Source organism: Thalassobaculum sp. OXR-137 (genome assembly GCF_034377285.1).
Classification (GTDB): domain Bacteria; phylum Pseudomonadota; class Alphaproteobacteria; order Thalassobaculales; family Thalassobaculaceae; genus Thalassobaculum.
The window spans coordinates 517,912-544,322 of the sequence record NZ_CP139715.1; the positions used below are offsets into that span (position 1 = coordinate 517,912).

The window sequence follows — 26,411 nt, forward strand, 5'->3', positions numbered from 1 at the left end:
AGGCCGGAGCTGCGCGACGGGGCGTCAGCGGGTGGCTGCCTGCGACACCGTGCGGGCCGCCCGGTCGATCACGTCCGCCACCGCAAGCGGCTGCGTGAGGAACGGCACGTGGCTGGCTTCGACCTCGACGACCTCGGCCCCGATGCGGTCTGCCTGTTGGCGCAGCAGACGCGGGTCGATCGCATGGTCCTGGGTCGCCACGACCGCCCAGCTCGGCTTGCTGCGCCAGGCTGCCTGGGTCAGGCGGGTACCGAAGATCGCCATGTTGATCGGCACCTGGGAGTCGCGCAGGAAGGCGGCGTCGGGGTCGCTCGTATCCCCGGCGAAGCCCGCCTGGAAGAGCTCCCGGTTCACGAAGCCGAACCCGTCGGCGCCGGTCTCGATGACGAACTCCTTCGGCGCGGGAATCTCGGCGAACTGGTCGCCCGTGCTCTCACCGACATCCGGGGCGAGGGCGGAGACATAGACCAGTCCGGCCACGTTCGGGTCGGTACCGGCCTCGGTGATGACCGAGCCGCCGTAGGAATGACCGACGAGGATGCTGGGGCCCTCCTGACGCGCGAGGATCCGACGGGTGGCGTTCACGTCGTCCTCGAACGAGGTCAGCGGGTTCTGCACGATGGCGACGCGATAGCCGCGCGCGGTCAGTTCGTCATAGACGCCGCGCCAGCCGGAGCCGTCAGCGAAGGCCCCGTGGACAAGGACCACGGTTCGCACCGCCTGGTCGTCTGCGATACGGGAGGCGGCATCGGCCGGCGAGGAGCCGGCGACGGCTGCGGCGGCTGCTACAGCAATGATCGTGTTGCGGAGAGGTGAGGTCACGATGAACTCCTGTTGGTACACGGTTGGGTGTCGCGTCGGGGTTGCTCTATGCAATGGACGCACGGAGCCGTTACCAGAGATCGATTGACGAGATCTCTTGGAGGTCGAAGGTTTATTGTTGGATGTGGTGTGGTCGTGGTCTTTTGTCTGGAGTTATTTCACCAGAGTATTGCGTCGTTCTTGACGTCTTCAGAGATAGCGCGTTTCTTGTGGAATGTGCTCTCGAAGGTGGGCTATTTTCTTCGAAATCCCTGAGTATTTCGACCGAATGGCATCTATAACTTCCAGTTTGGGTCGATATTATGAAAGAGTCTTCCGCAGCAGTGCTCGATCGGATCGACATCAAGATCCTGCGGGCCCTTCACGTCCAGGGTCGGCTGACCAACGCCGAGCTTGCCGCGCGAGTGAACGTCAGCCCCGCGACCTGCCACAGACGGACGCAACGTCTCTTCGACGAAGGATTCATCACCGGGGTCAGGGCTGACCTGGCGCCGGCGCGGGTCGGGCTCGGTACCCTGGTCATGGTCGGCGTCATGCTCGAGAGATCGTCCCCAGAGCACCGCGCGGCCTTCGAAGAGGCCGTCGGGACGATGAAGGAGATTCTCGACTGCCTCCTGGTGGCGGGGGATTTCGATTTCTTGTTGAAGATCCGCTGCCGCGACATGGACGATTTCAACAAGCTGCAGGGGGAGAAACTGATCGCCCTGCCGGGCGTGCGACAGACGCGAACCTTCTTCGTCATGAAGACGGTGAAGGAGAACGCCCACTTGCCGTTCTGACGGGTCGATCGGCCGCGCATGGCCTGTGACGGCCATCGCCAGGAACCTGTTATGGATCGCAGAGCGCATGGGTTTTCTCCAGTTGGAAGGCTGTCGGTGGCCCTACACGGTCGGAATGGTCCCGCCGTCGATGACATATTCGGCGCCGGTGAGGGTCGCGGCCCGATCGGACGCCAGGAACGCGACGAAATTGGCGACCTCTTCCGGCGCCGACGGTCGGCCGATGGGGATGCCGCCGAGCGACTTCATGACGAGTTCCCGTCCGCCGGCGCTGTCGGTGCCGGCGTCCCGGCCGATCCGCTCCGTCAGGCGGACGGATGCCTCGGTCTCGATCCAGCCCGGCGATACCCTCAGGACCCGCACGCCCTTCGGCGATACCTCCTTGGACAGAGCCTTGCTGTAGGTGGACAAGGCCGCCTTGGCGGCGGCATAGGCGGTCGTCGATTCCGGCAAGGGCAGGGTGCTCTGGATCGAGGTGACGTGAATGACCACGCCCCGCCGCCGCTGGACCATGGCTGGCACCAGCGCGCGGTCCAGCCGCACCGCCGGCATCAGATTGAGGTCGATCTCCCGAGACCAGTCGGCGTCGCCGAGCGCGCCGAAGCCGCCCGCCGGTGCCGATGACCCGCCGAGCATATGGACCAGAACATCGACCTCCCCCAGACGCTCAAGGGCCGCCGCGGCAAGCGCGGCGCAGCCCTGCGCGGTGGTCAGATCGGCGGCCACGAATGACGCTTCCGGCATCTCCGCCGGCCGGGACCGCGCAACTGTCAGGACAGTCGCGCCAAGCTCCCGGAAGAGCGCCACGGTCGCTGCCCCGGCGCCCCGCGTCCCAGACGTGACCAGGACACGCTTGCCCTGGAGCTGAAGAAAGTCGCTCATGCGCCGATCTCCAGCGTCGAAATCCGGGCGTCACGGAGTCCGAAGGTGAAGGTAAGCAGGGCGGGGCTTCCGGGGAACTGTCCCTCCACCCGGGCACGAACGACGGTGCGACCATCCTCGTCTCGGATCTCGCATGGTTCCGCCGTATGCCCGTACGCCTCGTGCGCGGCGCGCCACCAGGCCTCGATGGCCGCGTGGCCCACATGGGTCTTGCCTTCGTCCCGGACGGTCGCGTCGGGAGAGAAGGCATCCAGCGGAGCGTCTCCGCCCGTTTCCTTTGCGGCGTCGAAGTAGAGTGCGATCGGTGCAGCTGGTTTCATGACCGTGTCCCTGTCGACTGTGTCTGTCGGTCATGATCTAGGCGTGGACATTCATCCTGAATAGAGGGACAAAGTTGGATGATAAATCACGATATTCGGGACTAACGATGAGTTACCGTCCTGGCCTCATCGAACTGGATGCGGTCGTCGCGATCGTGCGTGAGGGGTCGTTTCGCGGTGCTGCGCGGGCGCTGGGCCTGTCCACGACCGCTTTGAGCAACGCGGTGGCGAAGTTGGAGGCAGGTCTCGGCGTGCGTCTGTTCAACCGCACGACGCGAAGCGTCTCCCTGACCGATGCCGGCCGGACCTTCATCGCACAGATGGGACCGGCACTGCGCGACATTCACGACGCTCTCGATACCGCCCGTTCGCAGCAAGTCACGCCGTCCGGCACGCTGCGGATCAACGCCTTCGCGGCCGGCGCTAGGGAGATCATGGCGGATCTGATCCTGGAGTTTCTGCGTCGGTATCCCGAGGTTCACATCGATCTCGTCACCGAGGAGAGGCTGAGCGATATCGTTGCCGGGGGTTTCGATCTCGGCCTGCGCCGGGCGGATCTGGTGCCCGCCGATATGATTGCGGTCCCGCTCGGTCGCCTGCAGCGCTATGCGGTTGTCGCCTCCCCCGGTTATGCCGACCGGCACGGCGTACCGAGCACCCCGGCGGACTTGGAAAAACATCGATGCATCCGGGCGCGCCTGCCGAACGGTGCCCTGCTGCGCTGGCATTTCGAGCGGCGCGGCGAGACCGTTCAGGTCGATGTGGACGGCCCGGTGACGCTGGACGAAGCCAGTCTCGCACTGGCGGCGGCCCGCGAAGGTGTGGGGATCGGCCTGTTCCTGGAGCAGAACGTCCGCGAGGACATCGCAGCGGGTACGCTGATACGCGTGCTGGAGGACTGGACGCCTCCGCTGGGCGACCTCTGCCTCTACTATCCGGGCCGACGGAATCCGTCGGCGGCATTGAAGGCGTTCATCGGCCTTGCTCGCAGCCTGAATAAGAAGGCGGGCCGTCCATGATGCGAGAAAATTATCGGCCTACGGAGGGACAGTTTCAGCTGACCAACCAACGTTCTGCTCTGCGGCGAAGAACTCATAGCCCTCGAGCGTTCGGTATGGGTCGATAATGTTGCGCCCTCGACAGTGCATATAGGCTGCTAAGACTTGAGCTTTTCCACTAGGAAGTCGACGAACACGCGCACGCGCGTCGGCATCGATGGCCCGCCAATGAAGATTGCGTGAATGGCTTCGCGGTCCTGCGGATTGAAATCCTCCAGCAGGGGGACGAGTTCGCCGCTGGCCAGAGCATCGCCGATATGAAAATTGCCGACGCGGGTGATGCCGACGCCTTGGGTGGCGAGCTGCACCAGGGTTTCGCCGTTGTTGGCTGTGATGCTCCCGCTGACGGGCAGAATGTAGCTGCGGCCGTTTTCGAGGAATGGCCAGCCGGGCTCGATGCGTCGGAAGCTGAAATCAAGGCAGTTGTGATGGGCAAGGTCCGCCGGTGTCTGCGGTACCCCGGCACGCGCAAGATATGCCGGTGACGCCACGACCGTGCGACCGGTCTCCCCGAGGCGCCGTGCGGTCAGCGGGCTGTCAATCAGCGGGCCGAAACGGACAGCCACATCGGCTCTGCCGCCGAGAATGTCGGCGATCTCGTCGCTGGCATCCACCTCCACAATAATCTCTGGATAACGTTCGAGGAACTCAGCAAGGGCGGGAACCACCGTGAGCCTGCCGTGCGCGCTGGCGACACTGACGCGGACATGGCCGCGCGGCCGCCCCCTGTCGGCGATCGCTTCTTCGGCCTCGTCCAGATCAGCCAGAATACGGCAGGCCGAACGGAGATACGCCTCTCCTTCGGGCGTGAGCCGCAGACTGCGCGTCGTGCGCACCACAAGCCGGACCCCTAGGCGCTCCTCGATCCGGGTAACACTGCGGCTGACCGCTGAGGGTGTGAGACCGAGGTCGCGTGCCGTAGCCGACAGACTGCCCGCATGGGCGACCGCCATGAAGGTCGCCATCTCACCCGCCCGGTCGGCCTTGTATCGCTCCATTTGTGAATCCTATGCAAAGGAGAGTGACGCCGGATACAACTACCGGCGGATTTCGAGGTCAATCATATAGGGCGGAGAACAGATCTCGTGGTGCGGCAGTGGCCCGCTCGATGGCCATTGCTCGGCGCCGAAGCCACCTGCTCCGAAAAGGACTCGTCGATGGAATACAGAACCCTGGGCCGCTCCGGCCTCAAGGTCCCCGCCCTGAGCTTCGGTGCCGGCACGTTCGGCGGATCCGGCCCGCTTTTTAGCCATTGGGGCACCTCCGATGTCGATGACGCGCGCCGGCTTGTCGACATCTGCCTGGAGGCCGGCGTCACGCTCTTCGATACTGCGGATGTGTATTCCGACGGAGCATCCGAGGAGGTGCTCGGACAGGCCGTCGCCGGACGGCGCGATGCGGTGCTTCTATCGACCAAGATGGGGTTGCCGATGGGAGACGGCCCCACCGATGCCGGGTCGTCGCGGTCTCGTCTGATCGCTGGGGTCGACGCCGCCCTCCGGCGTCTCGGAACAGATCATATCGACCTGCTCCAGCTCCACGCCTTCGACGCCTTCACCCCGATCGAGGAGGTGCTCGCCACCCTCGACCAGTTCGTGCGCAGCGGCAAGGTGCGCTATGTCGGCGTGTCGAACTTTTCCGGTTGGCAGGTGATGAAGTCGCTGGCTGCGGCCGACAGGCATGGCTGGCCGCGCTACGTTGCCCATCAGGTCTATTATTCCCTGGTCGGGCGCGACTACGAATGGGATCTCATGCCCCTCGCTGCCGATCAGGGGGTTGGCGCCATGGTCTGGAGCCCGCTGGGGTGGGGGCGTCTGACCGGCAAGATCCGGCGGGGCAAACCGATCCCGGAAGCGAGCAGGCTGCACGAGACGGCCGCTTTCGGTCCGCCTGTAGACGACGCCCACCTCTATTCGGTTGTCGACATGCTCGATGTCGTGGCTGAAGAAACCGGTCGGTCTGTGCCGCAGGTCGCGCTGAATTGGCTCCTGCAGCGGCCTACCGTGTCCTCGGTCATCATCGGGGCACGCAATGAAGCGCAGCTGCGCGACAATCTCGGCGCCGTCGGCTGGAGTCTGACGCCGGACCAGGTCGGCCGGCTTGACGCGGCGAGTGCTGTCGCCGCGCCCTATCCCCATTTTCCTTACCGCCGACAGGAGGCCTTCGCGCGACTTAACCCGCCTCTCGCCGGCTGACACCGGTCTTTCCGCATCGCCGGCGGCCTCTCTGGGGCCAGCCTGATCTCCTTTTCAAAGTGCTCTTCCATGAAACTCAATCCTCCGCTACTGGCGCTCTCCCTGGGTGCCTTCGGCATCGGCGTCACCGAGTTTTCCCCCATGGGCATGCTGCCGCTGATCGCGTCGGATCTTGGGGTGTCGATCCCGATGGCGGGCCTCCTGGTAAGCGCCTATGCCTTCGGGGTGCTCGTCGGCGCCCCCGTCATGACTCTTGCCTTTGCCGGAATGGCCCGACGTAACCTCCTGCTTCTCGCGATGGCCATCTTCATCGCAGGCAACCTGATTTCCGCGCTTGCCGACAGCTACGCGACACTTCTGATCGGTCGGGTCATAACCTCCTTCAATCACGGCGCCTTTTTCGGTGTCGGGGCGGTGGTCGCCGCCAATGTGGTGCCGCCGCACAAGCGGGCGGGGGCCGTCGCAGCGATGTTCTCGGGCCTCACCCTGGCCACGATTGGGGGCGTGCCGCTCGCCGCCTGGACGGCGGAGGTCGTGGGTTGGCGTAACGTGTTCTTCGGAATCTCGGCGGTCGGCGTCGTCACCGTGCTCGCGTTGATCGGGTCACTGCCGCCGATGAAGGTCGAGCGCAGGGTGAATATGCGGGCTGAACTTAAGGTCCTGTTCGGCCGGCCGGTCGTCGCGGCGCTTCTTCTCACTGTCGTGAGCGCGAGCGCCATGTTCACCGTCTTCACCTATATCGTCCCGATCCTGCAGGTCGAGACACAGGCCGATGCCGGTTTCGTCATGGCGATGCTGGTGCTCTATGGCGTCGGACTGGCGGTCGGGAACTGGGTGGGCGGGTACTTCGCGGACCGGTCCCTCGACGGCACGGTGATCGGCTCGCTCATCGCGGTGATGATTCTGCTCGTTCTCTTTGCCACGGGCATGAACGCTTCTTTGGCCGCTGCCCCTCTGATTTTCCTGTGGGGCATCGCCAGCTTCGCCTTGGTGCCCCCACTCCAGACCCGGGTGGTGATGGTGGCCGCCGATGCGCCAAATCTCGCCTCGGCGATGAACATCGGGGCCTTCAATCTCGGCAATGCGATCGGTGCCGCACTTGGAGGGGCGGTGATCGATGCCGGGCTTGGGTATCCGGCCGTGTCGCTCGCGGGGGCCGGAACGGCGGCTGCCGGATTAGCACTCGCCCTAACGCTCAGGCGGGGTCGAAAGCGGTCCAGTTCGGTGCCAGCGTAGGGAGGCCGCTTCTGCCGCACCAATTGCACGTGTCCGGCTCGCCTGGTTCTCAAGACCGCTTTGTGTCGTCGTGGCTAAGTCCTCCGGCTGCCGCTACGGGTCGCTGAAGGCCGAGTGGGATATTGGCTCTGCAGGGTGGGAAGCTGAAGTTCGTTGCACGAAGCCCGAACGGGGTTCCTGGCGATGACGCGATACTCGGAGTTCTCCTTTGACGCCTCGACAGATACCGGCATCACGCAGGCAACCGTTACCGACGGGACGAATAGTGTAACGCCGCAGCAAGTTGCCGTTCCCGTGCGTGATCCCGCTGTCGGTCTCACCGGCGGCGTCGCCGTCAAGGGCGTGTACCGAACCCGGCCTTCCCTCAATACGGCAGAGCCTTTTCTCGACGGCCATTTTCCATGGGCGCACAGGCCCAGACTATGAAACCGACATCTGTGATGTTTGTTTGCTTTGTTTTATATTCATTCTATTTGGTTTTCATTACGATTTATCAAAATCTGTATCAAATATGCGCTTAGAGTCTTTTTATAGCTCTTGATGGTCTCGTCCGCGATTAGGTAAGACGCAGCAGGGCGTGATGGAGGACGGAGCAGGGTGTGATGGCGAGCGCAAGTCAGTGTGCTGGTTTGGTGGACATTGTCGGTATGGGTCCTGGCGTGTCCAGCCCTAACCCTTCAGGTTATCGGGTTTTGCGTGAGGCTGACCCCGCGCTCAATGACGGTCGGCTGGAGGTCGCCTTCGTCGACAGTTCGCTGCCGGACTGCCAGACGCTCGTGGCGGGCGTGAAGCCCGGCCTGGCGGTGGTGCTGATCGACGGCGCCCGTGACGGGCTGAGCCAGATGGCGGCATGGGGCGAGGCCCATTCCGGCTACGACGCTATCCATATCCTCACCCATGGCAGCGAAGGCGCGCTCCAGCTCGGCAGCCTAACGCTCGCCGAAGCGACCCTCGCCGGTCGCCGGGCGGACCTCGCAACCCTCGGCAACGCCCTGACCGACCACGGTGATCTGTTGCTGTATGGCTGCGAAGTGGCGGCCGGGGGCGGCGCGCGGTTCGTGTCGGCGTTGGCGGACCTCGTCGGTGCCAATGTCGCGGCATCGATGGACCTGACCGGCGCCAGCGCGTTGGGGGGCACTTGGCTGCTTGAGGCGACCATTGGCGACGTGAACACGCCCGTGGCCCTCACGGCAGCGGCGCAAGATCGGTTCGCAGCCGTGCTTGCCCCCACGACATTTACGCTGACCACGTCGGGTACCGATACAGTTACCGGGGCGGCCTCCGAAAATTTTACTGAGAACGGATACGGCCTTACCTTTGGATTGGAACAGTATACGGACGTAAGCGGCGTTATCCTCGGCTACTATTATGGCCTGGCCCCGGGATACACAATTCTTGATGGCACGTCGCAAGGCGGCGCAGATACCCTCAAAATTACCGTTTCTATTCCAGGATACTCCTTCGACCTGCAGTCCATCACCTTGTTCGACAGCACAACCGGGCAGACGAATAAGGCGAGTTATACGCTGACGACAAATAATAGCGGCACCAAGACCGGCTCCATAGATACGTTGTCCAGCGGTATCTGGTCCACCACGGAAAACAGCTTCGGAAGTGATAACGAATTCTTACAGATCAAAAGTTTCTCTATCGTCTTTTCCGAAGACTTTACCGGCGCTGATTCTGCCCCGTGGTTTAGCCTGCAAAACCTGATCGTCGACAACATTACGGCCGCCCCACCGACGGTTTCATCGATCGTCCGCGCGACTCCGGCGACAGAGACGACGAACGCCAGCAGCGTCACCTACACGGTTACCTTCAGCGAGAGTGTTACGGGCGTCGATTCCAACGACTTCTCGGTGACGACGACAGGCGGGACGACGGGGGCCCTCGTCACCAATGTGAGTGGAAGCGGAACCACCTGGACCGTGACGGTAGGGACCGGCACGGGCGACGGGACGATCCGCCTGGATCTGGTCGACGACGACACCATCGTCAATGGGGGCGCGACGGCGCTCGGGGGGGCGGGTGCCAGCAACGGCGACTTCTCCACGGGAGAGGTCTACACCATCGACAAGACCGGCCCGACGACAACCATCGCAACGGTGGCGTTCTCCGCGGATACCGCGGCCAATGGCGGCACGAACAGCGATTTCGTCACCAAGACCGCGAGCCAGACCATCAGCGGCACCCTGTCCGGCAATCTGGTCTCCGGCGAGAGCGTGCTCGTGTCGCTGGATAACGGTTCCAACTGGAGTGCTGCAACGGCGAGCGTGGGCCAGAACACGTGGTCGCTCGCCGGCCAGACGCTGACCGGCAGCGGCACGCTGAGGGTGAAGGTGACGGATACCGCCGGCAACGACGGTTCCCCCTACAGCCAGGCCTATGTGCTGGACACCACCGCGCCGACGACCACGGTGGCCTCGGTGGCGTTCTCCGCGGATACCGCTGCGAATGGCGGCACGAACAGCGATTTTGTCACCAAGACCGCGAGCCAGACCGTCAGCGGCACCTTGTCCGGTAATTTGGCTTCCGGCGAGACGGTGTACGTGTCGCTGGATAACGGCTCCAACTGGAGCGCGGCGACGGCGACGGTCGGCCAGAGCACCTGGTCGCTCGCCGGCCAGACGCTGACCGGCAGCAGCACGCTGAGGGTGAAGGTGACGGATACCGCCGGCAACGACGGTACCCCCTACAGCCAGGCCTATGTGCTGGACACCACCGCGCCCACGACCACGGTGGCCTCGGCGGCGTTTTCCGCGGATACCGCCGGTGCGAGCGGCACCACCTCGGACTTCATCACCAAGACCGCGAGCCAGACCGTCAGCGGCACCCTGTCCGGTAATCTGGCTTCGGGCGAGACCGTATACGTGTCGCTGGATAACGGTTCCAGCTGGAGCGCGGCAACGGCGACGGTCGGCCAGAGCACCTGGTCGCTCGCCGGCCAGACGCTGACCGGCAGCAGCACGCTGAGGGTGAAGGTGACGGATGCCGCCGGCAACGACGGCTCCCCCTACAGCCAGGCCTATGTGCTGGACACCACCGCGCCCGCCACGCCCGCCATCAGCTCCGCCGCCCAGACCAGCAATACGACGCCGACACTGACCGGCACGGCGGAGGCCGGCAGCACGGTGACCGTCACCGTGGCCGGTGCCACCTATACGACCACGGCGACGGGCGGCAACTGGAGTGTCGACCTGGGCAGCGCAACCCCGGCTTCGGGCACGCTCAGCCTCAATACCAACGGGACCAACAGCGTCTCCGTCAGTGCCGAGGATGCCGCCGGGAACCAGTCCGCGACGCCGGCGTCGCAGACGCTCACGATCAGTCCTGTCGTTCCCCTGTTCACGGGTCTGGACGGTACGGCCGCCTTCACGGAAGGCGATACGGCCGTGGTCCTCGACGGCAACGTGACCGTCGCGCAGACGGATCTGGACGCGCTGAACGCGGGCGCTGGAAACTACACCGGCACCTCTTTGACGATCGCCCGTAACGGCGGAGCGAATACCAGCGATATCTTCGGGATCTCGGCATCCGGGGTCACCCTTGACGGGACTGACCTGAAATCCTCCGACCAGACATTCGGCACGTTCACGCAGACCGGCGGGACGCTGACCGTCAGCTTCACGACCAGCACGGCGACATCCGCTCTGGTCGACACCGTCCTGCAGGGGATCACCTATTCGAATACCGCGGCAACGCCGACCGGTTCCGCGACGCTGAATTGGACGTTCAACGACGGGAGCGCGGACGCAACGGGCACCAGTCAGGTCACCCTGACGAACGCGACGGCGGCAAGCAGCACGGCGGCCGGTTTCAATACCACGACCGGCGTCAATCTCAGCCCGAAGGTCGTCTTCGACAGCGCCTCCGAGACGCTGACCATCACGGACGCCGGCCATCTCGTCGGCTCGACCGCGGATGGTGGCGCGGGGACCGATACGCTGTCTGTGGTCACCGGCAGCGACCTGACCAAGCTGGCAAGCCTGACCGGTTTCGAGAACCTGACGATTGCGTCGGGCGGGACGGTCACCATGACCAACGCCCAGCTCAACGGCTTCACCGGTACCATCACCGGCGACGGTACGGAGACGATCACGCTCACCGATACCGGCACGGTCACCGGCGTGACCCTGACCAATATCGAGAAGCTTGCCACCGCCGCCGACGGGACGGCTCAGAAAGTTACCCTGTCGGCCGCCCTGGCGAACGGCCGAACGCTGATGGCCGGCGATGCCGCCGAGGACGGGTTCGTCGTTACCGGAGCGGGCGGCGAGCAGAGCCTCACCGGCAGCGTCGGCGCCGATACCCTGGCCGGCGGCGACGGTAACGATGTTCTGGCGGGTGGCGGCGGCAACGATGTGTTCACCGATACCGCCGGGAATTTCAACGGCGACACGATCTCCGATTTCGCCGTCGGGGACAGCATCGTCGTGACCGGCACGAACGACAACACGCTCGCCCAGTCGATAGACGGCAAGACGGCAGGCCAATCCGTCAGCATCAGTGGGAACGAGGACACCACATTCACGGGCATCGCCAGCGCCAGCGGCACCTGGAAGGCGGTCTACGACGACACAGCCCACACCACAACGATCACGCTTGTGGCGCCGGCAAGTGGCGGCGGTGACAGCGGCTCGTCGGGCGGCGGCTCGTCGGGCGGCGGGACGATCGTCGTCACGCCGACCACGCCAACCACGCCGGTCCCCAGCGGCGCCCCGACCACGGCGCAGACGATCACCAATACCGGCACCACGTCGGGCTCGGCCGCGATCGTGCAGGACACCAACAACAACGGCAACCTGGTCACCGCGACCCTGCCGCCGGGCACGACGATCACCTCAGAGGGCCCAAGTACGGCGCAGAGCCCGACCGACGCCCAGACCACCCTGATCACCTCGATCCAGGCGCGCGGGTCGTCGGCCGAGACCCCGCTGGTCTCCGAGGCGCGGACCTTCCTGACCAAGCTGGGCACGACGACCACCCTGGACGTGCGGACCATTGTGCCGACCACGACCTCGGGCACCCTGAACGATCCGATCGTGATCACCGGCACCGGCGGTGGCGATCAATCGGAGGCCTTCGTCATCGACATGCGCTCGCTGCCGTCGGGCTCCACCCTGCAGCTCGACAACATCGAGTTCGCCTCGGTCATGGGCTCAACGACGATCACCGGCGGCGCCGGCAACAACTTCGTCACCGGCGACGACAGCAGCCAGTTCATCTCGCTGGGCGTCGGCGACGACACTTTGTATGGCGGGGCAGGGGCCGACACGATCGGCTCGGGCAGCGGCAAGGACATCCTCTACGGGAACCAGAGCAACGACCGGGTGTTCGGCGGCACCGAGGAAGACACGGTCTACGGCGGGCAGGACCAGGACGTGGTCTACGGCAACCAGGCGGCCGACGTGGTCTACGGCAACGCGGGCTACGACACGCTCTATGGCGGTCAGGATGCCGACACCCTGTATGGCGGTCAGCATCTGGACCTGCTGTACGGCAATCTCGGCGACGACGTGCTCAACGGCAACAAGGGCCAGGACACCCTGTATGGCGGCGCGGGCGCGGACAGACTGTCGGGCGGCGACGGCGCCGACACGCTGGTCGGCGGTGCGGGGGACGACACCCTGTCTGGCGGCCGCTCCAGCGAGGACGGGACCAACGACGGGTCATTCGATGTGCTGGACGGCGGCGCCGGGGACGACGCGTTCTACGGCGGTGAGGGCATCGACTGGATCTATACCGGTACCGGGGCCGACCTGATCTATATCGAGGACCTCAACGGCTTCGACGTGGTCGCCGACTTCAACCTGGCCGAGGGCGACCGGCTGATGATCGCGCTCAATGTCAACGGCCAGGCCATCACCAGTGCTGCCGACGTCATCGCCCGGGCCAGCGACAATGCCGATGGCGACGTCGAGATCGACCTGGGCGGCCAATACGTCCGCCTGATCGGCGTCCACGCCTCCGACCTGACAGAAGCGTATTTCGGCTTCTCCTGATTGATCGACCCGAACGTCCACTTTGAGGTGTGAGTAACAGTGCTTCGGAACGACCGCTCTGGGTCGGATGGTCCAGTGAGGCTCAATGACGGCTTTGGGTCAGGAGGCGTCGTAGGTATTTGGGGCGCTCAAGCTCCGAGCGCTTATCGCATCGGGGAGCCATAATGGGAATGGACGCCCAACCAGAAAATATATTTCGATATTTCAAAGGGAATTGGCGGAGAGAGAGGGATTCGAACCCTCGGTGAGCTTACACCCACAACGGTTTTCGAGACCGTCCCGTTCAACCACTCCGGCACCTCTCCATAAGGCTCGTTCAGGAGCAGGCCGGGAACCTAGTCAAAGCCGCCGCCCGATGCAAGCACGCGATGCGGGCTTTCTTGCCGAAACCGTCCGGACTAATCTCGCGCACCGCCGATGCCTTGGCCGGCGGACAGGAGTACGGCACCTGCCGATACCGGGCCGGGGCGGCGTGGAGGGCGCCGGACTCTCCCATTCCGAGTCCCCGTGCCGACTTCGTGTTGACATGCAAAGCGCCATACGTATAGTGCGCGCTCCGTTGCGTGCCGACAGGCGGCGCGCCCACTAGTTTTGCCAGGATCGAGCCGATGTTCGCAGTCGTTAAAACCGGCGGCAAGCAGTACAAGGTCGCCTCCGGGGACGTGATCAAGGTCGAAAAGCTCGACGCCGAGGCGGGTGCCACGGTCGAGATCGACCAGGTTCTGATGGTCGGCGACGACGCCAATCTGACCGTCGGCGCCCCCCTGGTGGCCGGTGCTTCCGTTGCCTTCGAGGTCTTGGACCAGCGTAAGGGTCCCAAGGTCATGATCTTCAAGAAGAAGCGTCGCAAGAATCATCGCCGCACCCGCGGTCATCGTCAGAACATCACCGTTCTGCGCGTGACCGGCATCAGTGCCGGCGCCTAACCGAGCTAGAGGAGAGTAGATCCATGGCCCATAAAAAGGCAGGTGGTAGCTCCCGTAACGGCCGCGACTCCGAGGGTCGCCGCCTGGGCGTGAAGAAGTTCGGCGGCGAGTCCGTCATTCCGGGGAACATCCTGGTCCGCCAGCGCGGCACCAAGTTCCATCCGGGCGTGAATGTCGGCATGGGCAAGGATCACACGATCTTCGCCAAGGTCGAAGGCACGGTGGAGTTCCGCCACACGCGCGGCCGCACCTATATCGGTGTCGCTGCCGCCGAGGCGCCGGCCGAGTAAAGCCGCCCCGACAACCGGGAGCGGCATCGAAGGGAACGGTTCGCCGTTCCCTTTTTTCGTACCCGCGCGCAGGATAGCTGCTCTGCGGGGGATCGCGGAGGACGTGACGTGAAGTTCCTCGACCAAGCCAAGGTCTTTGTGCGCAGCGGCAGCGGCGGCAACGGCTGCCTGAGCTTCCGCCGCGAGGCCTTCATCGAGTTCGGCGGGCCGAACGGCGGCGACGGCGGGCGCGGCGGCGACGTGATCGTCGAATGCGTGGCCGCCCTCAACACCCTGATCGATTTCCGCTACCAGCAGCATTTCAAGGCCGAGAACGGCCGCCCCGGCATGGGCCGCGACATGAGCGGCGCCGGCGGCAAGGACATCGTGCTGCGCGTTCCCCTGGGCACCCAGGTCTGGGACGAGGACTACGAGACCCTGCTCGCCGACATGACCGAGATCGGCCAGCGGGTGACCCTCGCCAATGGCGGCGACGGCGGCTTCGGCAACGCCCGCTTCAAATCCTCGACCAACCGGGCGCCGCGCAAGACCACGCCGGGCTGGCCCGGTCAGGAGATGTGGATCTGGCTGCGGCTGAAGCTGATCGCCGATGCCGGACTGGTCGGCCTGCCCAATGCCGGCAAGTCCACCTTCCTGTCCGCCGTGACCGCCGCCCGGCCGAAGGTCGCCGACTATCCGTTCACCACCCTGCATCCCGGCCTGGGCGTGGTCAGCATCGGCGACGAGGAATTCGTGCTGGCCGACATCCCAGGCCTGATCGAGGGCGCCCATGAAGGGGCCGGCCTCGGCGACCGGTTCCTGGGTCATATCGAGCGCTGCGGCGCCCTGCTCCACCTGGTCGACGCCACCGGCGAGGATCCGATGGCGGCCTGGGAGACCGTGCGCGAGGAGCTGGCAGCCTATGGCGGCGAGCTGGAGACCAAGCCGGAGGTGCTGGCCTTGAGCAAGGCCGATGCGATGACCGACGAGGACATCGAGGCGCTGCAGGACCTGTTCGAGGAAGAGACCGGACAGCGACCCATGGCGCTGTCGGCCGCCTCCGGCCTGAACGTGCGCCAGGCGCTTGGCCGTCTGAACGATTACATCCATGCCGCCGCCGACGCGCGTCAGGCCGAAGAGGAGAACGCCGAGCGGGAGGAAGGGGAGCCCGTATGGACACCCTGACCGCCAGGAGCGACACCGCGCCCGCCGGCGCGGCCCACCGCATCGACGACTCCCGCCGGCTGGTGATCAAGATCGGCTCGGCCCTGCTGGTGGACGAGGAGACCGGCGCCCTGCGCCGCGCCTGGCTCGACGCCCTGGCCGACGATGTGGCCGAGCTGCGCCGGGCCGGGGTCGAGGTGCTGGTGGTCTCCTCCGGCGCCATCGCCCTGGGGCGCCGGCACCTGGGCATCGACCAGGTCCGCCCGAAGCTGGAAGAGAAGCAGGCCGCCGCCGCCACCGGCCAGATCCTGCTGGCCCATGCCTATCAGGAGGCGCTGGCCCGCCACCACCTGACCGTGGCGCAGATCCTGCTCTCGCCCGACGACACCGAGCAGCGCCGCCGCCACCTGAACGCGCGGGCCACCATCAACACCCTGCTCGCCCTCGGCGCCGTGCCGGTGATCAACGAGAACGACACGGTCGCGACGGCGGAAATCCGCTTCGGCGACAACGACCGGCTCGGCGCCCGCGTCGCCCAGATGGCCAGCGCCGATACGCTGATCCTGCTCTCTGACATCGACGGGCTGTACACCGCCGACCCGCGCCGCGATCCGGAGGCCCGCCACATCTCCGACGTGGAGGGGGTGACCTCGGAGATCGAGGCGATGGCCGGGGCCGCCGGCAGCGGCTACGCGTCGGGCGGCATGGTGACCAAGCTCGCCGCGGCCAAGATCGCCGGCGCCGCCGGTTGCCGGATGGTGATCGCCAACGGCCGCGACACCCACCCGATCCGCCGCATCATCGACGGCGGCCGCTGCACCTGGTTCCATGCCGGCGCCTCGCCGCTGACCGCCCGCAAGCGCTGGATCGCCAGTTCGCTGGCACCGCGCGGCCAGCTCATCGTCGATGGCGGGGCCATCCGGGCGCTGAACGCCGGCAAGAGCCTGCTGCCCGCCGGGGTGACCGAGGTGATCGGCACCTTCGAGCGCGGCGACCTGGTGACCCTGCACGGGCCCGACCGGGTGATCCGCGGGCGCGGGCTGGTGGCCTATGCCTCCGACGACGCGCGGCAGATCGCCGGGCTCAAATCCCGTGAAATCGAGGCCGCCCTCGGCTACCGTGGCCGCGACGAAATCGTCCACAGAGACGATCTGGTGCTGGCCGACGGCCGCGCCGTCGAGGAGGAAGAGGCGCGATGAGCCTGGTGGAAGACACGCCCGTCGCCGCGACGGCACAGACCGCCGGCGGCGATATCGACGCGATCATGCTGGATATCGGCAAGCGCGCCCGTGCCGCCGCGGCGATCCTGGCCCAGGCCCCGGCCGAGCAGAAGGAACGGGCCCTGCGCGCCGCCGCTGCCGCCCTGCGCGCCGACACGCCGGCCATCCTCGCCGCCAATGCCAGGGACATCGCCGCCGCCCGCGAGAAGGGGTTGCGCGACAGCATGGTCGACCGGCTGCTGCTGGACGCCGGCCGGGTGGAGGGCATCGCCGCCGGGCTCGAGGTCGTGGCCGGGCTGCCCGACCCCGTGGGTGCTACCATGGCCGAGTGGGAGCGTCCCAACGGGCTTCGCTTCGAGCGCCGCCGGGTGCCGCTCGGCGTGATCGGCATCATCTACGAAAGCCGCCCGAACGTGACCGCCGATGCCGGCAGCCTGTGCCTGAAGGCGGGCAACGCGGCGATCCTGCGCGGCGGCTCGGAGAGCTATCACTCCTCCAACGCCATCGTCGCCACCCTGCACAAGGGGCTGCGCGAGGCCGGCCTGCCCGAGGATGCGATCCAGTCGGTGCCGACCACCGACCGGGCCGCCGTCGGCAAGCTGCTGACCATGCCGCAATACGTGGACGTGATCGTGCCGCGCGGCGGCCGCTCGCTGATCGAGCGGGTGCAGAACGAGAGCCGGGTGCCGGTCTTCGCCCATCTGGACGGGCTGTGCCATGTCTATCTCGACGCAGGCGCCGACAAGGACAAGGCGGTGGCCATCGCGGTGAACGCCAAGATGCGCCGGACCTCGGTCTGCGGCGCGGCGGAGACCCTGCTGGTCGACCGGAAGGTTGCCGCCGAGCTTCTGCCGCCGGTGGCGGACGCGCTGCGGGAGGCCGGCTGCGCCCTGCGCGGCGATGCGGCGGCCCGGGCGATCGTTCCGGCCATGGAGCCGGCCGGCGATGCCGACTGGGACACCGAATATCTCGATGCCATCCTGTCAGTCGCCGTGGTCGAGGGCGTGGCCGGCGCCATCGCCCATATCAACAGGCACGGCTCGCACCACACCGACAGCATCGTCACCGAGGACGACGCGGCGGCGGAAAAATTCCTGGCCGAGGTCGACAGCGCCATCGTGCTGCACAACGCCTCCACCCAGTTCGCCGATGGCGGCGAGTTCGGCTTCGGCGCCGAGATCGGCATCTCCACCGGCCGGATGCACGCGCGCGGCCCGGTCGGGGCGGAGCAGCTCACCAGCTTCAAGTATCTGGTGCGCGGGACCGGCCAGACCCGGCCATGACACCGGCCCGGCCCTGATCCGATCCAGCCCATGACCCTCTTCACCCCGATTCGCGGCCCGCATAAGGATCGGCTGCCCAGCGCCTCGCGCTCCGCCCTGTTCGCCCGGGTGCGCCCCCATGCCCTGCGCATGCCGGCGAGCGAGGCGGCGGCGCTGCCCCGGGCCGGTGCGGACCGGCGGCGGCTCAAGGTCGGGCTCATGGGCGGCTCCTTCAACCCGGCCCATGACGGTCACCGCCACGTGGCCGAGACGGCGATCAAGCGGCTCAGTCTGGACGAGGTCTGGTGGCTGGTCAGCCCGCAGAATCCGCTGAAGCCGCGCGACGGCATGGCACCCTTCGCCGAGCGTCTGGCCTCCGCCGAGGCGGTCGCCCGGCACCCGCGGATCAAGGTAAAGGACATCGAGCTGTATCTCGGCACCCATTACACCGCCGACACGCTGGTCGCCCTGCGCCGGCGCTGCCCCTACATGTCGTTCGTCTGGATTATGGGGGCGGACAATCTGGCGAGCTTCCACCGCTGGGAAAGGTGGCTGCTGATCTGTCACACGGCCGTCATTGCGGTTTTCGACCGGCCTACCTATTCTTTAAGGGCTTTGGCGAGCCGAGCCGCCAAACGTTTCGCGAGGGCCCGGGTGCCCGAAAGGCACTCCTGGGGACTGGCGGACCGGCGGCCTCCGGCCTGGGTGTTTCTGCACACCCGCCACCACGCCGCGTCGGCCACCCGCATCCGGGCCGAGCGTAAGGGTGGAGGGTCCGTCTAGAACCATCCAGTCCATCGGCATACCCACGGCAACACTAGGTTCCGGATCGGTCCGGGACCGCGATCGACGACAAAAGGAGTTCGACCATACTCGACACACTCGCTCCCAAAGCGGGAGACGGCCTGAAGAAGCTGGTGATGACCTCACTGGACGACGACAAGGCCGAGGACATTGTGGCCATTGATCTGGCCGGAAAGTCTGCCATTGGCGATTACATGATCATCGCCACGGGCCGCTCATCGCGGCAGGTTTCGGCCATGGCCGACCACCTCTGCAGAAAACTGAAGGATCAGGGCGTCGACGGCGTCACCGTGGAAGGGCAATCCCGCGGCGACTGGGTGCTGATCGACGGGGGCGACATCATCGTCCATCTGTTCCGTCCGGAAGTCCGGGAATTCTACGGGCTGGAGAAGATGTGGGGCGCCACCCCGCCGCCGAGCCGCACCGTCCGCATCGGCGGTGAGGGCGGAGCCGATATGGGCGCCGAACCGACCTTCGCGCAGGCCTGATCAACCGCCGGGTCCTGGCACGGCCAGGATCGGACCCGGACAGGAGGCAGCGTGAAGATCACGATCGTGGCGGTGGGCCGCATGAAACGCGGCCCGATGGAGGCGTTGTGCCGCGAGTACGCGGACCGGCTCCCCTGGTCGCTGGCGATCCACGAGGTCGAGGCCAAGAAGCGCCTTGAGGGGGATGCCCTCAAGGCCGAGGAAGCCGGCCTGATCGCCGCCCGGATCCCCGACGGCGCGGTGCTGGTCGCGATGGACGAACGTGGCAGGGGATTGTCCAGCGAAGCCCTGGCGGGACGGATCGGCGACTGGCGCGACCAGGGGCGTGGCGAGATCTGCTTCGTGATCGGCGGCGCCGACGGGCTCGAGCAGAGCATCCGCGACCGCGCCGACCTCACCCTCGCCTTCGGCCCTCAGACCTGGCCCCACATGCTGGCCCGGGTGATGCTGATCGAGCAGATCTATCGGGCGGAACGGATCCTGGCGGGGCACCCGTATCATCGGGGTTAATCCTCCAGGACCTCGCCCTGAGCAGCGACCACAGGGAGCGTGTCGAAGGGCCCTTCGACACGTCGCTGCGCTCCTGCTCAGGGCGAGGTCAGCGGCTGAGCGCGCACAAACGTCCAAGACCTCCCTCCCCGTCCCGCGCTCAACTGGCGCCATGATCGACGCCCTGATCCTTCTCTGGCTTGCCGCCCTGCCGCTGATGGGCAGCCCCGGCCCCGCCACCCTCAGCTCCGCCGCCATGGGCACCGCCTTCGGCATGCGGGCGAGCCTGCCCTATGTCGCCGGGATCTGCCTCGGCACGGCCACCGTCCTGCTGCTGATCGCCACCGGCATCTCAGGCCTGATCTTCGTGGTGCCGGGCGCCGTCCCCGTCGTCACCGCCCTGGCCGCCGCCTACATTCTCTATCTCGCCTGGAAGATCGCCACCGCCCCGGTGGGCGGGCTGAACCGGGACCCCGGCGCCAGGCCGGCCGGCTTCGTCGGCGGCTATCTGCTCGCCATCGCCAATCCCAAGGCCTTCGCCGCCATCGGCGCAGTCTACTCCACCCATGCCCTGGTCCCGGCCGATCCGGTGCTCGATGCCGCCGCCAAGATCGCCGCGCTCGCGCCGGTGATCGTGCTGGTGAACGTGACCTGGCTGGCCTTCGGCTCGCTGTTCGCCCGCTGGCTCAGCCATCCGGTGCTCGGCCGGGCGGTGAACATCGTCTTCGCGGTGCTGCTGGTGGCCTCGGTGGCGGCGGCCTTCATCTGAAATTCGCCGCGAAGAGGACGCGCGCGGCCCGTGACCTTGCCCCCGGGAAGGTTATATAACCGTCCCATGAGCAAGACATCCCATCCCCCCCGCCCGGTCGTCCTGTGCATCATGGACGGCTGGGGCCACCGCACCGACCGCAACGACAACGCCGTCGCCCTGGCGAACACGCCGAACGTGGACGCGCTCGCCGCCCGCTGGCCGGGCGGGCTGATGAACGCGTCCGGCGAATTCGTCGGCCTGCCGGACGGGCAGATGGGCAATTCAGAGGTCGGGCACATGAATCTCGGCGCCGGCCGGGTGGTCATGCAGGACCTGCCGCGGATCAACGCCGCCATCGCCGACGGCAGCCTGGCCAAGCAGCCGGCCGTCGCCCAGGTGATCGACGCCCTGAAAAAATCGGGCGGCACCTGCCACCTGATGGGACTGGTCTCCACCGGCGGGGTGCACAGCCACCAGCGCCACGTGGCGGCCCTGGCCAAGGCGCTGGCCGCCGGCGGGGCCAAGGTCGTGGTCCACGTGTTCACAGACGGGCGCGACTGCGCGCCGAAGAGTGCGGCCGACCAGCTCCGCGCCTTCATCGAGGATCTCGACGGGGCGGCGACCATCGCCTCGGTCAGCGGCCGGTTCTTCGCCATGGACCGGGACAAACGCTGGGAGCGGGTGGAGCAGGCCTGGAAGGCCGTCTGCCTCGCCGAAGCCGAGCACGGCGCCGACGATGCCGTCGCCGCCGTGGACGCCGCCTATGCCCGCGGCGAAACCGACGAGTTCGTCACCCCCACCGTGATCGCCGGCGGCGTGCCGGTGCAGGACGGGGATGCCCTGGTCATGGCGAATTTCCGGGCCGACCGGGCGCGCGAGATCCTGGCCCCGTTCGTGGATGCGGATTTCGACGGCTTCGCCCGGCCGCGCACGCCCAAGCTCTGCATCGTCGCCGGCATGGTCGAGTACTCCTCCGCCCTGGCCCCGAAGATGGTCACCATCTTCCCGCCGGAGGACCTGACCGACCCGATCGGCGAGGTCGTCGCCAAGGCGGGCAAGACCCAGCTCCGCATCGCCGAGACCGAGAAGTACCCGCACGTCACCTTCTTCCTGAACGGCGGGCGCGAGGAGGTGTTCGACGGCGAGGACCGGATCATGGTTCCCTCGCCCAAGGTGAAGACCTACGACCTGCAGCCGGAAATGTCAGCGCCGGAGCTCTGCGACAAGCTGGTCGCGGCCATCGACGGCGGCACCTACGACCTGATCGTCGCCAACTTCGCCAACCCGGACATGGTCGGCCATACCGGCAGCCTGGAGGCGGCGATCAAGGCGGTGGAGACGGTGGACACCTGCGTCGGCCGGGTAGCCGAGGCGGTGCTGAAGGCAGGCGGCGTGATGTTCCTGACCGCCGACCACGGCAACTGCGAGGTCATGGTCGACCCGCAGACCGGCGGGCCGCACACCGCGCACACGACCAACCTGGTCCCGACCACCCTGGTCGGCGCGCCGGAGGACGTGACGTCGCTGAAGACCGGCAAGCTCGCCGATGTCGCCCCCACCCTGCTGTCGCTGATGGGGATAGAGCCGCCGGCCGCCATGACCGGCGACTGCATGCTGGTGCGCGACCGCCAGGCAGCCGAGTAGTCGACGCGGTGCGTCCCGTGGCGCCCGTCCTGATCCTGGCGGCGGCCTGCCTCGCCGCCGGACTGGGCGCGTGGGTGCCGGCCGCGAGGGCACAGACCGCCACGACGGCGACGGCGGAGGACCCGACCGCCGAGCTGCGCCGCATCGAGAAGGCGCTGGAGGGCGAGCGCAAGGCCGGATCCAAGCTCGACCGGCTGGCCTCCGCCCTGGCCGGGGAGATCGAGCGCCTGCGCGCCGGCATGGCGGCGGCGGCGACCCGGGCCCAGCGCACCGAACGCGACATGATGGACGCCGAGCAGACGCTGGACACCCTGCGCCAGGAAGTGAAGGAAAAGCGCGGCCGTCTGCTGGAGCGGCACCAGGAACTGTCGCAGCTCACCGGCGCCCTGCAGCGGCTGGCCCGCCACCCGCCGGAGACCCTGCTGCTGGTGGGCCGCGCCCCGCTCGACACCGTCCATACCGGCATTCTCCTGGAATCCGCCATTCCGCGGCTCAACGGGGATGCCACGGAGCTGCGGCGCGACCTCGATACCCTGGCGACCCTGGAAGCCGATATCCGCGCCCAGCGCGACCGGCTGGCCCTGGCGGCCCAGGACCTCGACGCGGAACGCGCCCAGCTCGCCGCCCTGGCGGCGGAGAAGGGTGAGCTGCTGGCGGGAACGCGCAACCGCGCCAGCGGCGCCGCCGCGGAGATCCGCGCCCTCAGCGAGTCGGCTCGGTCCCTGCGCGAACTGATCGACAGCCTCGAGAAACGGGAGGCTGCGGAAGCCGAGGAGCAGCGCAAGCTGGCCGCCCTGGTCACCCCCAAGCTGCGCCCGCAACGGCCCGCCTCCCCGGCCCAGGACGGCGGCGAGCCGCCGCCCGCCCCGGTCGCCGACGACGGTGCGCCGGTCGAGCCGCCGGTCCAGGCCGCCGCCCTGCCTCCTGCCCTGCCCCCCGGCCCTTCCCTGAAGAGCGCCCGCGGTCACCTGTTCGCCCCGGTCACGGGAACCGTGGTCCAGCGCTACGGCAAATCACGGCCCGGGGAACTGACCAAGGAGGGCATCCTGCTGCGCACCCGTCCGGGCTCGCTTGTTATCGCCCCCCATGACGGAATCGTGTTGTATGCTGGACCGTTCGAGGGATTTGGTCGGATTTTGATCATTGAACACGGCGACGGATATCATACCCTTCTTGCAGGACTCGCGCGGGTGGACCTGAGCGTCGGAACCCGTGTGCTTGCCGGCGAACCGGTGGGCGCGATGGCCGCGTCCGGAAACGCAGCGCCGGAGATATACCTGGAACTTCGCCATAATGGTGACCCGATCGACCCGTTACCGTGGTTTGCGGGACTTACCGAAAAGGCCAAAGGATGAGTCGGATGAACGAACCCCGTCTTGATGACACCGGCACCGATCACGGCGCCCCGACCCGCCCCGGCAAGGCGCGCCGCCGTGCGGTCCGTCGCGTGGCGGTCTCGGCCGCGCTGGCCTTTGCCGTCGGCGGAGGCGTGCTGCTGGGAGCGACCGGCGGCACCCACAGTCAGACCAACTCGACCGACACCTACCGCCAGCTCAGCCTGCTCGGCGACGTGTTCGAGAAGGTCCGGGCCCAGTACGTCGAGGAGGTCAGCGACGAGGAGCTGGTCGAGGCGGCGATCAACGGGATGCTCACCTCCCTCGACCCGCATTCCAGCTACCTGAGCGCCAAGAGCTTCCAGGACATGCGGGTGCAGACCAAGGGCGAGTTCGGCGGCCTCGGCATCGAGGTCACCATGGAGAACGGCTTCGTCAAGGTCGTGTCGCCGATCGACGACACGCCGGCGTCGGAAGCCGGGCTGCTGCCGGGCGACTACATCACCCATCTCGACGGCGAGGCGGTGCTCGGCCTGACCCTGTCCGACGCGGTGGAGAAGATGCGCGGCAAGGTCGGCACGCCGATCACCCTGACCATCCGCCGCGCCGAGGAAGAGCCGTTCGACGTCGAGATCACCCGGGCGATCATCACCATCAAATCCGTGCGCAGCCGGGTCATCCAGGACATCGGCTATATCCGCATCACCACCTTCAACGAACAGACCACCGTCGGCCTTCAGGAATCGGTCTCCAAGATCAAGGAAGAGCTCGGCGACCGGCTGCATGGTTTCGTGATCGACCTGCGCAACAATCCGGGCGGCCTGCTCGACCAGGCGATTTCCGTCACCGACGCCTTCCTGGAGCGCGGCGAGATCGTCTCGACCCGCGGCCGCGAGGAGTCCAACGCCAGCCGGGTGAACGCCACGCCGGGCGACATCACCGACGGCAAGCCGGTGGTCGTGCTGATCAACGGCGGCTCCGCCTCGGCCTCCGAGATTGTCGCCGGCGCGCTGCAGGACCATCGCCGGGCGATCGTTCTCGGCACCCAGTCCTTCGGCAAGGGATCGGTGCAGACCATCCTACCGCTGCAGGGCAACGCCGCCATGCGGCTGACCACGGCGCGCTACTACACGCCGTCGGGCCGGTCGATCCAGGCCAAGGGGATCGAGCCGGACATCAAGGTCGAGCTCGCCAAAATCGAGAAGATCGAGGAGGGCCGCCGCCGGCGCGAGGCCGATCTGCGCGGTGCGCTGGTCAATCCGGACGACAGCGACGCCCCCGCCGCCCAGCCGCCCGCGGATGTGCCCACCCCGGGTGAGGCCGCATCGGCGGAGAACGAAGACCCGCTTGAGGATTACCAGCTCGCCCGTGCGGTCGATCTGCTGCGCGGCTTCCATCTGTTCCAGAACCGCGTGGTGAATTGAGGCTACCTCGGCCGAATATCCGTCTGCCCCGCCTCCCCCTGCCGTTCAAGAAACGGCGGGGGGCCGGAAATCCGGACGATCCGCTGAGTGAAGCGGACTCGGGTGGGCTGCCACCCGACGATCTGGACCGCGGTCTGGACGACGAGACCGCCCCTCGCAAGAAGGGGCGTTGGAAACGTGTTGCCTCCGCCATCCTGACCACTCTCCTCGCCATCGCAGTGATCGGCGGCGCCGGCGGCTTGGTCGGCTGGCTGCTGGTCAATGCCGAACACACCGAGTCGCTGCGCGAGATCCAGCGCCCGCAGCTCACCGTGGACATCCTCAACGAGGGCGAGACGCCGGAACCCAACAGCTCCGCGCTGCCGCAGAAGGCCGAGACGGCCGACCACGGCGCGGCACCGGCGGACGGGACCGACGGCCACGGTCAGCCCGCCGAGGGCCATGGGGCCACGGCCGAGGCCGCAGACGGCACGCCGGCCAAGGAGGGTCAGGGCGACGGCCCGGCCCGGCCCGCGGCGCCGGCCGACGGCGTCACCCTGACCCCGATCGATCCCGCCCTCATGGAGGTGCGCGACGACCTGCGCCTGCCGATCGTCGCGGTGGACGGCCGGCAGCCCTGGTCGACCTACGCCCGGCCGTTCAATGTCGACGACACGCGCCCCTGGGTCGCGGTCATGGTCACCAATCTCGGGCTCAACCAGCGCGAGACCGATGCGGCGATCCAGCTTCTGCCCGGCGCGGTCAGCCTGAGCTTCTCGCCCTATGCCGAGGATCTGGATACCTGGCTGGAGGCGGCGCGGGCCGCCGGGCACGAGGTCTTCATGGACCTGCCGCTGGAGCCGCTGGACTTTCCGCGCGACGATCCCGGCCCCTCGACCCTGCTGACCACCCTGTCCACGGCGGACAACCTGAACCGCCTGGAATGGGTGCTGGGACAATCCCCGGGCTTCGTCGGCGTGTCGACCTGGATGGGCTCCCAGTTCACCACGGTGGAAGATGCGATGATGCCGGTGCTGGAGGGGTTGAAGGAGCGCGGGGTGATGCTCGTGGACAGCCGCGGCTCGTCGCGCAGCATCGCCACCGAACTCGCCTCCTCGATCCAGCTCCCGCGCGCCTTCAGCAACCGGTTCCTCGACGCCACCCCGTCGATCTCCTCGGTCGACCGGGCGCTGGCCGATCTGGAGACCGTCGCCCAGGAACAGCGGGTCGCCCTCGGGATCGCCCGCTCCCTGCCGGTGTCGATCGACCGGATCCAGCGCTGGACCGGGACGCTGGAGCGCAAGGGCGTGGTTCTGGCCCCGGTCTCCGCCCTCGCCGACCGCCAACGTTTACGCTGACCGGA

General features: G+C 67.1%; 22 protein-coding genes and 1 tRNA gene. 18 read left to right on the forward strand and 5 right to left on the reverse strand.

Going from position 1 to position 26,411, the window contains the following annotated elements:
• Positions 1-24: 24 nt before the first annotated feature.
• Complete coding sequence (locus T8K17_RS02505) at positions 25-822, reverse strand: alpha/beta hydrolase (RefSeq protein WP_322332929.1); 798 nt, start codon at positions 820-822, stop codon at positions 25-27.
• 302 nt (positions 823-1,124) lie between these two features.
• Between T8K17_RS02505 and T8K17_RS02510 the strand changes: the two genes are divergently transcribed.
• Positions 1,125-1,601: an Lrp/AsnC family transcriptional regulator gene (locus T8K17_RS02510; RefSeq protein ID WP_322332930.1), complete on the forward strand. Its 477-nt coding sequence runs from the start codon at positions 1,125-1,127 to the stop codon at positions 1,599-1,601.
• 102 nt (positions 1,602-1,703) lie between these two features.
• On the opposite strand, the gene T8K17_RS02515 is transcribed toward T8K17_RS02510, so the two are convergent.
• Both T8K17_RS02515 and T8K17_RS02520 read right to left on the reverse strand, forming a co-directional pair.
• Positions 1,704-2,483, reverse strand: coding sequence for an SDR family oxidoreductase (locus T8K17_RS02515; protein WP_322332931.1), 780 nt, complete (start codon positions 2,481-2,483; stop codon positions 1,704-1,706).
• A complete protein-coding gene (locus T8K17_RS02520) occupies positions 2,480-2,803 on the reverse strand; it encodes a nuclear transport factor 2 family protein (protein WP_322332932.1) in 324 nt (107 codons plus the stop codon). The genes T8K17_RS02515 and T8K17_RS02520 overlap by 4 nt, the downstream gene beginning before the upstream one ends.
• A gap of 74 nt (positions 2,804-2,877) precedes the next feature.
• Here T8K17_RS02520 and T8K17_RS02525 point away from each other — a divergent pair, with 74 nt between their 5' ends.
• The gene (locus T8K17_RS02525; protein ID WP_322332933.1) at positions 2,878-3,822 is read left to right on the forward strand and encodes a LysR family transcriptional regulator; all 945 of its coding nucleotides are present in this window, start codon (positions 2,878-2,880) and stop codon (positions 3,820-3,822) included.
• Positions 3,823-3,959: 137 nt separating this feature from the next.
• Here the strand turns inward: T8K17_RS02525 and T8K17_RS02530 are convergent, their stop codons facing one another.
• A complete protein-coding gene (locus tag T8K17_RS02530; RefSeq protein WP_322332934.1) occupies positions 3,960-4,859 on the reverse strand; it encodes a LysR family transcriptional regulator in 900 nt (299 codons plus the stop codon).
• Positions 4,860-5,018: 159 nt separating this feature from the next.
• Between T8K17_RS02530 and T8K17_RS02535 the strand changes: the two genes are divergently transcribed.
• The 3 genes from T8K17_RS02535 (at position 5,019) to T8K17_RS02545 (ending at position 13,294) form a co-directional block, all read left to right on the forward strand.
• Entirely contained in the window at positions 5,019-6,056 is a 1,038-nt protein-coding gene (locus tag T8K17_RS02535; RefSeq protein WP_322332935.1) for an aldo/keto reductase, read from the forward strand.
• 69 nt (positions 6,057-6,125) lie between these two features.
• Complete coding sequence (locus T8K17_RS02540; RefSeq protein WP_322332936.1) at positions 6,126-7,292, forward strand: MFS transporter; 1,167 nt, start codon at positions 6,126-6,128, stop codon at positions 7,290-7,292.
• Between the two features lie 692 nt (positions 7,293-7,984).
• Positions 7,985-13,294, forward strand: a complete 5,310-nt coding sequence (locus T8K17_RS02545; RefSeq protein ID WP_322332937.1) for a DUF4347 domain-containing protein — start codon at positions 7,985-7,987, stop codon at positions 13,292-13,294.
• Between the two features lie 215 nt (positions 13,295-13,509).
• On the opposite strand, the gene T8K17_RS02550 is transcribed toward T8K17_RS02545, so the two are convergent.
• Positions 13,510-13,599: transfer RNA gene (locus T8K17_RS02550), tRNA-Ser, on the reverse strand.
• A 303-nt stretch (positions 13,600-13,902) separates the two neighbouring features.
• Between T8K17_RS02550 and rplU the strand changes: the two genes are divergently transcribed.
• From rplU to T8K17_RS02615, 13 genes are all read left to right on the forward strand, one after another.
• Positions 13,903-14,220: a 50S ribosomal protein L21 gene (rplU, locus tag T8K17_RS02555; protein WP_322332938.1), complete on the forward strand. Its 318-nt coding sequence runs from the start codon at positions 13,903-13,905 to the stop codon at positions 14,218-14,220.
• Positions 14,221-14,243: 23 nt separating this feature from the next.
• Positions 14,244-14,510 (forward strand): 50S ribosomal protein L27, encoded by a 267-nt coding sequence (rpmA, locus tag T8K17_RS02560; protein ID WP_322332939.1) that lies wholly within the window; start codon positions 14,244-14,246, stop codon positions 14,508-14,510.
• Between the two features lie 108 nt (positions 14,511-14,618).
• Positions 14,619-15,674 (forward strand): GTPase ObgE, encoded by a 1,056-nt coding sequence (gene obgE / locus T8K17_RS02565; RefSeq protein ID WP_322332940.1) that lies wholly within the window; start codon positions 14,619-14,621, stop codon positions 15,672-15,674.
• Positions 15,662-16,852 carry a glutamate 5-kinase gene (gene proB, locus T8K17_RS02570; RefSeq protein WP_322332941.1) on the forward strand — a complete coding sequence of 397 codons (1,191 nt, stop codon included), beginning with the start codon at positions 15,662-15,664 and terminating at the stop codon, positions 16,850-16,852. The genes obgE and proB overlap by 13 nt, the downstream gene beginning before the upstream one ends.
• The gene (locus T8K17_RS02575; protein ID WP_322332942.1) at positions 16,849-18,156 is read left to right on the forward strand and encodes a glutamate-5-semialdehyde dehydrogenase; all 1,308 of its coding nucleotides are present in this window, start codon (positions 16,849-16,851) and stop codon (positions 18,154-18,156) included. Before proB ends, T8K17_RS02575 begins: the two co-directional genes overlap by 4 nt.
• Positions 18,157-18,186: 30 nt before the next feature.
• On the forward strand, positions 18,187-18,918 hold the full coding sequence (locus T8K17_RS02580) for a nicotinate-nucleotide adenylyltransferase (protein ID WP_416153163.1): 732 nt from the start codon (positions 18,187-18,189) through the stop codon (positions 18,916-18,918).
• A gap of 137 nt (positions 18,919-19,055) precedes the next feature.
• On the forward strand, positions 19,056-19,427 hold the full coding sequence (gene rsfS / locus T8K17_RS02585; protein ID WP_416153164.1) for a ribosome silencing factor: 372 nt from the start codon (positions 19,056-19,058) through the stop codon (positions 19,425-19,427).
• Positions 19,428-19,478: 51 nt separating this feature from the next.
• On the forward strand, positions 19,479-19,937 hold the full coding sequence (gene rlmH, locus T8K17_RS02590) for a 23S rRNA (pseudouridine(1915)-N(3))-methyltransferase RlmH (RefSeq protein ID WP_322332943.1): 459 nt from the start codon (positions 19,479-19,481) through the stop codon (positions 19,935-19,937).
• Between the two features lie 151 nt (positions 19,938-20,088).
• A complete protein-coding gene (locus T8K17_RS02595) occupies positions 20,089-20,685 on the forward strand; it encodes a LysE family translocator (protein ID WP_322332944.1) in 597 nt (198 codons plus the stop codon).
• Between the two features lie 66 nt (positions 20,686-20,751).
• The gene (gene gpmI, locus T8K17_RS02600) at positions 20,752-22,311 is read left to right on the forward strand and encodes a 2,3-bisphosphoglycerate-independent phosphoglycerate mutase (protein WP_322332945.1); all 1,560 of its coding nucleotides are present in this window, start codon (positions 20,752-20,754) and stop codon (positions 22,309-22,311) included.
• Between the two features lie 17 nt (positions 22,312-22,328).
• Entirely contained in the window at positions 22,329-23,666 is a 1,338-nt protein-coding gene (locus tag T8K17_RS02605) for a murein hydrolase activator EnvC family protein (RefSeq protein WP_322332946.1), read from the forward strand.
• 5 nt (positions 23,667-23,671) lie between these two features.
• Positions 23,672-25,069 carry a S41 family peptidase gene (locus T8K17_RS02610; RefSeq protein WP_322332947.1) on the forward strand — a complete coding sequence of 466 codons (1,398 nt, stop codon included), beginning with the start codon at positions 23,672-23,674 and terminating at the stop codon, positions 25,067-25,069.
• A 218-nt stretch (positions 25,070-25,287) separates the two neighbouring features.
• Positions 25,288-26,406, forward strand: a complete 1,119-nt coding sequence (locus tag T8K17_RS02615) for a divergent polysaccharide deacetylase family protein (protein WP_322332948.1) — start codon at positions 25,288-25,290, stop codon at positions 26,404-26,406.
• The last annotated feature ends 5 nt before the right edge of the window (positions 26,407-26,411 follow it).